At 43.4% G+C, this 9,159-nt stretch carries 7 protein-coding genes; 6 read left to right on the forward strand and 1 reads right to left on the reverse strand.

Annotation, left to right across the window (positions count from 1 at the left end):
• A partial coding sequence (locus AB4653_RS16570; protein ID WP_372104759.1) for a lipase secretion chaperone occupies positions 1-542 on the forward strand: 542 nt, incomplete at its 5' end.
• Positions 543-723: 181 nt separating this feature from the next.
• On the opposite strand, the gene AB4653_RS16575 is transcribed toward AB4653_RS16570, so the two are convergent.
• The gene (locus tag AB4653_RS16575) at positions 724-2,367 is read right to left on the reverse strand and encodes a methyl-accepting chemotaxis protein (protein WP_372104761.1); all 1,644 of its coding nucleotides are present in this window, start codon (positions 2,365-2,367) and stop codon (positions 724-726) included.
• Between the two features lie 464 nt (positions 2,368-2,831).
• Between AB4653_RS16575 and AB4653_RS16580 the strand changes: the two genes are divergently transcribed.
• The 5 genes from AB4653_RS16580 (at position 2,832) to AB4653_RS16600 (ending at position 8,924) form a co-directional block, all read left to right on the forward strand.
• Positions 2,832-3,653, forward strand: coding sequence for a phosphate ABC transporter substrate-binding protein (locus tag AB4653_RS16580; RefSeq protein WP_009845822.1), 822 nt, complete (start codon positions 2,832-2,834; stop codon positions 3,651-3,653).
• A 124-nt stretch (positions 3,654-3,777) separates the two neighbouring features.
• Positions 3,778-4,707 (forward strand): phosphate ABC transporter permease subunit PstC, encoded by a 930-nt coding sequence (pstC, locus tag AB4653_RS16585; protein ID WP_009845821.1) that lies wholly within the window; start codon positions 3,778-3,780, stop codon positions 4,705-4,707.
• 64 nt (positions 4,708-4,771) lie between these two features.
• Positions 4,772-5,635, forward strand: a complete 864-nt coding sequence (gene pstA / locus AB4653_RS16590; RefSeq protein ID WP_012600195.1) for a phosphate ABC transporter permease PstA — start codon at positions 4,772-4,774, stop codon at positions 5,633-5,635.
• Positions 5,636-5,710: 75 nt separating this feature from the next.
• Positions 5,711-6,460: a phosphate ABC transporter ATP-binding protein PstB gene (gene pstB, locus AB4653_RS16595; RefSeq protein ID WP_009845819.1), complete on the forward strand. Its 750-nt coding sequence runs from the start codon at positions 5,711-5,713 to the stop codon at positions 6,458-6,460.
• 319 nt (positions 6,461-6,779) lie between these two features.
• A complete protein-coding gene (locus AB4653_RS16600; RefSeq protein ID WP_009845818.1) occupies positions 6,780-8,924 on the forward strand; it encodes a GGDEF domain-containing protein in 2,145 nt (714 codons plus the stop codon).
• The last annotated feature ends 235 nt before the right edge of the window (positions 8,925-9,159 follow it).

The raw sequence follows: 9,159 nt of genomic DNA on the forward strand, positions 1-9,159 counted from the left end.
CAATATCCGCAGAGGACCTACGCGCACTGAATCAAGCTCTCCTCGATCTTCAAGCGCAGTTTTTCAGTGAGAGTGAGATAAGTATTTTGTTTACCCATGACAACAGAATGAGGGAAATCGCTTTAGAAAAGTTACTTCTGAAACAAGAAGGGCTAGACGAGTTAGAATATCAGCAAAGGCTTGAGTCTTATCTATCTGAACAGCCAGATTACGTTCAAACGAGCCATCAGAATCAGGTATTACTCCCACAGCTATCCAGTTCAGAAGGTCTAGACGAACAAGGTAAATACTTGAAAAGAAGCGAACTGGTCGGAGAAGAAGCGACACAGAGGCTCGAAGCGCTTGATCAACAAAGGGCGGACTTTGATGGAGCTTTAGAAATTTACTTTGTTGAACGAAATGACATTTTGAATGACTCCGAACTCTCTGAAATTGAGCAACAAGAGACTATCGCACAACTTCGGACTACGCATTTTCAGCCAGAACAACGTCGAAGAGTCGAAGCGATTGAAAGAATCAGATCCGTTGAGAGCGGTCAGTAATCTCCAGCAATTAAAAAAGCCAACTACTGATGACTCAATAGTTGGCTTAATAATGAAGGTCGGTTACTGCAATCTATACATGGTAAGTAAGTGCTTACAGTTTAAGGCTTAAATTTTGTATCCTAGAGCCTATACCATAAGCCGTTACAGCTGAACCTTAAAGCTTATTCGCCCTTAACCCTTAAACCTTAAAGAAGCCCAACTGCTGCTTTTGTTGTTCAGCGAGGTTTGATAGCTCGTGGCTTGCTGCTGCAGCTTGGGTAATGCCTGTTACATTTTGGCTTACTAAGCTGTAGATATTTGAGATATTACGGTTAATGTCTGAAGTCACTTGGCTTTGCTCTTCTGCAGCAGCGGCGACCTGAGTGTTGATCTCCGTGATATCCGTTACTGAGTTCACAATGCCTGAAAGTGCAGAGCTTACCTCACCCGAAAGCGTCTGGTTATGTTCCAACATAGACAGCGAACTGCTCATACTCTCATTCGCGTTTCCAGATTGAACCTGCAAGCCTTCAATGATGGTTTGGATTTCTTTGGTCGAATCTTGTGTACGTGCTGCTAGCATTCTCACTTCATCAGCTACAACCGCAAAACCACGTCCGCTTTCACCTGCACGAGCGGCTTCAATGGCAGCGTTAAGCGCAAGAAGGTTAGTTTGCTCTGAGATGCTTTGAATAACCTCAATGACATTACCAATCTTCTCTGAGTGCTCTTTTAGCGTGCCAACAACGTTCGCAGCTTCGCTAAGCTGAATCGCCATTTGCTCGTTTGCTTGGTTACTTTCATTAAACAAGCTCATGCTGTGTGTCGCCATTTCGTCAGCTTGCTTAGACGCGGAGTCGGCTTGTACTGCATTTTCGTTGACGTTTGCTGCTGTGCTCTCAAGTTGATTCACGGCAGAAGCAACTTGTTCCACTTCTTGCTTCTCTTGGTCTGAGTTCGCACTTGATTGTGTCATTACAGCAGCTAGTTCAGTCGACGCTGACGCAACTTCTATGCTGATTCGAGACAGTGAACTTACCGTGTCACGCAATTGCTCAACGGATTTGTTTACGTCTTGCGCAAGACGTGAGATCTCATTGTCTCCATGTTCTTCGGCTTTTACTAGCAGGTTACCTTTTGCTACTTCGCGCATGGTTGCCTGAATATTGTTGATTGGTTTAACAATGATGCCAGCCAGTGTCCAGCTAATAACAAGAGCAATAGATAGAATCACTAGAAGCCCAATAGTTGCAGTATTTAGGGTGCTAGTGTGTTGCTGACCATTGGTATGGACTTGTTGAGTCGCAAGCAAGTTTAGCTTTTTAGAAAGACTGTCGATTGCTTTTACCATTTCATTACCAGCATGGCGGTATTGGTCAATTGCCGTTTGGTAACGAGTATCAAAGTCAGAAGTTAGCACTGAATTACCGTGTTTTGCCTTTAACAGGGGAAGCATGGTATTGCGTGAAAAGTTAACGTAGTGGTCCATCGCTTTGCTCATTGCTGCGACTTCATCTTGCATACCTGGCACTGTGTCTAATGAGCTCAGTAGGCGTGAGTTTTGATCGCGTTTTTGATTAAGCGTTTCAACGAGTGTGTTTACATCATCAGGGTTGAACAAGCTATAGATTGCTTTGATGCGCATGCCGTAACTATTGTCGACGATTTCGCTGAGTTCTTCTTTATGTAGAATGAGTTGATCTGTTGCTGTTGATACATCTTTAAATGCGTTTTCCAGCTTGTCACCACCGATGATGACACCCGTCAAAAGTAATACGACGGAAAAGAGTACTGGAATAAGAATTTGTATTTTAATTGATAAGCCACTGAGAAGTTGGCGCATGAATTGTCCCTCTATAAATAAGTAAATGAGCCGATGCAATTGCTTTTATTATAATTATCCCGTGATTCTAACTACTGAGAATGACAATTCAATCAGTAATACATTCGATTTAGATATATGCGATAGGTAATTGATAAATTACGGTCATTTATTGTGCAAAATGAGCGTTTTTCTTTATTTCTCTATGGTTTACCCGTTTCGGGTGGCTGTGCGGTAATTGGTAATATTCGGAGTTGGTGGAATGTTGAACGATTTGGGTTAAATAGATTGAAATAAATGTTTAACGTTTATGAGTTATTTAAACTTATTGCTTCAAGGTTATTTGACACGAAAAAAGACGAAAATAAATGTCAGCTGTCATATAGGCTTCAATTTAATGAAACACAACTGTCACATTCAGATTCTAAAGTGGGCACCGTTCAAGTTAAACACAACGGCAATAACGCCACTTAAGGAAATTTGTGATGAAAAAGACAGTTATCGGTGCAATCGCTCTTTTAGGTGCACTAACAGTGACTCCAGCTTCAGCTAAAGAAACTATTTCAGCAGTTGGTTCAAGCAGCGTGACGCCACTGATGGAAGTTTTCTCTGAAACATACATGAAAACGAATTCAAACGTATTTATCGAAGTACAAGGCCCTGGTTCGTCTGCTGGTGTTAAAGCGGCGAAGAACGGCAGTGCAGATTTAGGTATGTCTTCTCGTAACCTTAAAGATAGCGAGAAAGAAACAACACTAGTTGAAGAAGTGGTTGCTCGTGACGGCATCGCAGTCGTGGTTAACCCTAAGAATGGTCTTGACGGTCTAACGGCTGAGCAAGTAACGGCTATCTACAAAGGTGAAGTAACAAACTGGAAAGACGTTGGTGGTGCGGACAAGCCAATCGTAGCAATCACTCGTGATACAGCATCTGGTACTCGCGGTGCATTCGAAGACATCATGTCTCTTAAAATGAAGATTTCTGGCACGAAAGTATCAGCAATCTCTCAACGTGCTCAAGTTGCTAACGGTAACGGTGCACTAAAAACAATGGTTGCATCTAACCCTTACGCAATCGGCTATATCTCTTTAGGTACAGTAGATAACTCAGTAAACGCGCTTGCAATTGACGGTACTGAAGCATCTGTAGACAACGTTAAGAACGGTTCTTACAAAGTAGCTCGTCCTTTCCTAGTACTTTACAAAGAAGGTAAGCCTTCTTCTGAAACTCAAAAGTTCCTAGATTGGATGCTAACTGACGAAGCTCAATCTCTTGTTGAGAACAAAGGCTACATCTCAGTTAACTAATCTATATCTCAATTAATTAAATATTGCTCAGCCTACCTTTTCAGGCTGAGCCTTTTCTATCCCACTTCGAGTTAATCCGTACGCTTATACAGCGTGTTAAGGATTTCGATATGTGAGACTTGTTATGACCATCGCAACGAATAGTGAACAGCTTATGAATAGCGAAGCGACTCAACTGAAACGCGGCTTACGTAAAAAGAAGCGTGTAGATTGGAAAGAGCGTATTTTTCACGGCTTATTTCTTACTAGCGCAATCATCGGCATCGTATCCCTTGCTGTTATTGCTTTTTTCATCGTTAGAGAAAGTATCCCTGCGTTCCAGGAAGCGGGCCTATCGGGCATCGTGCTAGGACAGAACTGGCTACCACCAGCACTTTACGGTGTTGCTACCATGATTGTGGCATCTGTCGTATCGACATTAGGTGCAGTAGTGGTCGGTGTGCCGATTGGTGTGTTAACGGCAATCTTTATTGCTGAAATCGCGCCAAAGCGTCTGGCGGACATCATTCGTCCTGCTGTCGAATTGCTAGCGGGTATACCTTCGGTAGTTTACGGCTTCTTCGGACTCGTTATTATCGTTCCCCTGATTCAAAACGTATTTCAAGTGCCTGCAGGTAACACGATTTTGGCGGGTATTATTGTTCTGGGTGTGATGATCCTTCCGACGGTAATTACGGTTTCTGAAACCTCAATCCGTGCTGTACCAAGAACGTACAAAGAAGGCTCTTTAGCGTTAGGTGCTTCAAAGATCTTTACCATCTTTAAGTTGCTCGTTCCGGCTGCTCGCTCAGGCATCATGACGGGCGTAATTTTGGGTATTGGCCGTGCTCTTGGTGAAACGATGGCAATCATTATGGTGATGGGTAATGCGCCAGCAATGCCTGAAGGTATTCTAGATTCAGCGCGTACACTAACCGCGAACATTGCGATTGAAATGTCTTACGCGAGTGGTATTCACGCAAGTGCGCTCTATGCGACGGGTGTTGTTCTCCTTGTTTTCATCATGTCTCTGAATGCAATTCTCCTTTACTTGAACCGTGAGAAGGCGAGGTAACATAATGTCTTTAGAAAATAACGTAGCACCTCAAGCTAACCCTACGAATTCGCAAGGTAAGACGATGAATAAAATCGCGTTAAAGAAAGCCCGCGCACGTAAAGACGCCGTTCTGAGTGGTTTTATATGGGCTGCTGCCGCGTTAACGGTGGGCTTCTTGTTCTGGATTATGTGGTACATCCTCTCAAACGGCTTACAGCACGTTGATTGGAATTTCATCACGGATGACTACACGCGAACGGGCGATGAGCACGGCATTTTTCCGATGATCATCTCGACCATCTACATGGTTATTGCTTCGATTGCGGTTGCGGCGCCATTGGGTATCATGACGGCAATCTACCTGACTGAATACGCAAAAGTAGGCAGTCGCTTAGTTAAGATCATTCGATTTTGTACCGAGTCATTAGCAGGTATTCCGTCAATCATCTTCGGTTTGTTTGGTATGACATTTTTCGTGGCTATTTTAGGTTTAGGTTTCTCTATCCTATCGGGCGCGTTGACACTGAGTATCTTGATTCTTCCAGTGATTATACGTACTACTGAAGAAGCATTGATGGCGGTATCTCAAACTTATCGCGAAGGATCGTATGGTTTAGGTGCTTCTAAAATCTACACAATCTGGCGTTTGATTCTACCAAGTGCAATGCCGGGTATTATCACTTCAGTTATTCTGAGTATTGGTCGTGTTATTGGTGAATCAGCGCCAGTATTCTTGACCGCAGGTATGGTTGCTCGTATCCCAGATTCACTATTGGATTCTGGCCGTACATTAACCGTTCACTTATATAAGTTAACGACTGAGCTATTTACCATTGAAGAATGGAATCAAGCATACGGCACAGCAACAGTACTGATTGTTCTTGTACTGCTGATCAACACACTCACGAAGTTGATCGCAAGACGTTTTAATACTGCAACTTACTAAGCAGGGTTTTCTAGAGCCAAATGAGCTCCTAAAACAAAAACAGTACAGACTTTGACGAATTACGAGATTACGAATATGAACAAATTTAATATTAAAGACCTAGACCTTTTTTACGGCGAAAACCAAGCGCTTAAATCAATCAACCTACCCGTGCCAGAGCGCCAAGTGACCGCTTTGATTGGCCCGTCGGGTTGTGGTAAATCAACGCTATTACGTTGCTTGAACCGAATGAACGATCTTATTGAAGGTGTAAAAATCACCGGCCTTCTTGAGATGGATGGCGATAACATCTACGGCAATATCGATGTGGCTGATCTACGTATTAAAGTCGGCATGGTTTTTCAAAAGCCAAACCCATTCCCAATGAGCATCTATGAAAACGTGGCATACGGACTACGTGCTCAAGGGATCAAAGACAAAAAGCACATTGATGAAGTGGTTGAAAGTTCACTTCGCGGCGCGGCGCTTTGGGATGAAGTGAAAGATCGTTTGAAAGCACACGCATTCGGTTTGTCTGGTGGTCAGCAGCAGCGCCTGTGTATTGCTCGCACCATCGCAATGCAACCTGACGTAATTTTGATGGATGAACCTACTTCAGCACTTGATCCAATTGCGACTCATAAAATAGAAGAGTTGATGGAAGATCTGAAGAAAAACTTCACTATCGTTATCGTAACGCACTCAATGCAGCAAGCTCGTCGTATCTCCGACCGTACGGCTTTCTTCCTAATGGGGGAGCTTGTAGAGCACAACGAAACCAGCGTTATCTTCAGCGAACCAAAAGATGATCGCACTAAAGGTTATGTAAACGGTGACTTTGGTTAATTGCTTAATCGATAACGTGGTCAATACCACTAACTGAAACGCAGGTTAGATAATCGATTCGATTTACAAAATTATCACTATAACTATAAGCGATGGAAGTTTTGCCCCACTTTAGGTGGGGCTTTTTTATGCTGTTAAAAAGCATCACATGTCGACGAAATTTTGGGCAGGAAATCCCATTTTTGTAGTCCTTCTCATGCTTGTGATAATGCAAAAGGTCAAATTGCGACCCACTTAACATCTCATTTTTAGTTACATTGATTGCATATCAAGGCTTCTGTATTTTTGCGTTATTCTTATTAGCCAATGGATCAACGCCGTGCATGTTAAAGCCTTTGCAAAACAGATATCTGCTACGCGTGACCACCGTTTATTGGCTGAGTCTCTGTTTGACTACCTGATTAAAATGCTTGGTCCCCAAGGGATCGGAATATTTTCAGAGCCAATACCAGAAAGCGACTCGTTACCGTTGTTTTCCTACGGTGAATTAACCTCTCTTGATCATTACCCTTCAACATTTTGGCCATGGGTTTCACAGTTCGACACTGCAGACGGTGTGTTACCGATGTCGCTCAATACGTGCAAGTGGGATCACAGTAAAACGCTTGGTGGAGAGTCGTTCATCATGATGCTCGACAACGCCCCAGCCTGTAGAACTTATTTAATTATTCAAAATTGCATCGCAGAAAAAGTTAATCAAACCTTTGACCAAGGGCTGGATGGCCTTCAATTAGCGGCGGCTCGCTGGCAGTGTATTCGCGCAGAAAAAAATGCAGCTATCGAGATTAAGCATAGGGATACACGTGAAGCGCAATATCTTGATGAAATTAAGCTTCGAGAGTTGTTTGTCGAGAATATGAAATTGGTTCATCAGGTGGCGTTAGAGCTCTCGAACCCTGAATCATTGGATGCACTCTACAAAGCATCGGTAGAGGCGGTACGCGATAGACTTGGTTTTGATCGCGCCATATTTATGTTGCTTGATATGAAAAAGCGTTGCTTTAGTGGCACCTACGGCACCGATGAACTAGGAAAAACCAACAGCGAACATCACACTCAATATGACCTGCATCAGCTTGAATCGGAATATATCGAGGCATTGTCTGACAACCACACTAACTTGGTCGTTATTGAACATGCTCCACTCTACACTGAAGGTAAGGTTGTAGGGCAAGGGTGGAATGGCATGCTTATCTTGCGTGAAGGGGATAAACCCGTAGGTTGGATTGCTATGGACAACTACATTCACCGCTCGCCAATTACCAATTACCAAAAGCAGATGCTTGAATCGTTCGGCTCTCTGCTGTCTCAGATATACATTCGTAAACGCCAAGAACTGAACATCCGAATGCTGCATTCGAGTATGGTTGAGTTGTCTCGCTGCGATAGCGTCAGTGCTGTATGTAAGTCTGCCGTCAGTTTTGCTATTCAGCATTTAGGCATTGATCGATTAGCCGTTTTCCTTACCGATAAAAATTGCAGTTACATGCAAGGTACTTGGGGTACCGATATAAAAGGCGATATTGTCGATGAGTCTTATTATCGCTCCGAGCTGGTAGAGCGTGACATTGTGTCTGCAGCTCGTACTTACCCTAACCAAGTCGCTTTTGAAGAATCGGTCCCTATTTATCATGATTACAATATTGTCGGGGTTGGCTGGACGGCAATGACAATGCTCACCACAAATACAGGCGTTCCGATTGCGTTTATCGCTGCGGATAATTTGCTAACACGAAGCCCTTTAACTTCACAACTGCGTGAAGTTATACGTATCTTCGCCTCTAGCCTTGCTGAAGTATTGCAAAGAACCATGGCGCAAGAGGAGATCAAAAAGCTCAATGAAACCCTAGAACAAGAGGTTAGCAAGCGAACTCAAGAGCTTGAAAATGCCAATGAACAGCTCGATGTGATTTCTAAACTCGACCCGCTGACTCGTCTTGGTAACCGCCGTATGCTGTCACAAGTTTTAGATGATCTGAATTGTGAAGAACAAGGTGCATTTGCTACGCAGAATGAGGTCACCTTTGGGTTAATTCTTGTCGATCTTGACCATTTTGGTTTGTACAACAGTGTCTATGGCCATACTGAGGGGGATGTCGCTTTACGTGCCATTGGCAAGATACTGAGCACTCATGTTTACGGTGATCAAGAAACCTTCTGCCGTATCGGCGGTGAGGAGTTTATGTTGTTGATGATCGGCACCAATCACACAACAACAAAGCATCGTGCAGAGTCGATTCGACAAAGTATTGAAGATGCAAAAATTCTCCATTGTAAAAGTAGCACTAGCCAATATTTAACCGCGTCTGTGGGTTATGCATCGATAACTTCGGATCAGCGCCAGTTCGATTTTGATTTGTTGTATGGCAAGGCAGATAAGGCTTTGTATAAGGCGAAAGATTCAGGGCGAAATAGAATTGTCTCCGCTCTAAAGCGAAGAAAGGTTGCGGCTACACTGACTTAGTGCGGTATCTGTTTTTCCCGTTCTCAAAAACGACTGAAGCCATGATGTTCACAATGTGGTCATCACGGCTTCGTTCTTTTTTTTACTTAGATTTTCTGCCTAATTAGCTTTCTGCTTACTTAGAACACCGGTTAATTAAAGCCTTTCTAATGTGCTCTTGTGTGCTTTGTTCGAGATGCGTTTTGGTTTCTTAACCGCTTTGATTGCCTCAGTAGGCTCCCATTGCTGACTTAGT

Origin of the sequence: Vibrio sp. 10N.222.48.A3, assembly GCF_041475345.1 — a bacterium.
GTDB lineage: Bacteria > Pseudomonadota > Gammaproteobacteria > Enterobacterales > Vibrionaceae > Vibrio > Vibrio tasmaniensis_A.

Bases quoted from the DNA above. Each gene is read 5' to 3' on its own strand.
- AB4653_RS16575 (WP_372104761.1), bottom strand. From the start codon at position 2,367: ATGCGCCAACTTCTCAGTGGCTTATCAATTAAAATACAAATTCTTATT.
- AB4653_RS16580 (WP_009845822.1), top strand. From the start codon at position 2,832: ATGAAAAAGACAGTTATCGGTGCAATCGCTCTTTTAGGTGCACTAACA.
- pstC (WP_009845821.1), top strand. From the start codon at position 3,778: ATGACCATCGCAACGAATAGTGAACAGCTTATGAATAGCGAAGCGACT.
- pstA (WP_012600195.1), top strand. From the start codon at position 4,772: ATGAATAAAATCGCGTTAAAGAAAGCCCGCGCACGTAAAGACGCCGTT.
- pstB (WP_009845819.1), top strand. From the start codon at position 5,711: ATGAACAAATTTAATATTAAAGACCTAGACCTTTTTTACGGCGAAAAC.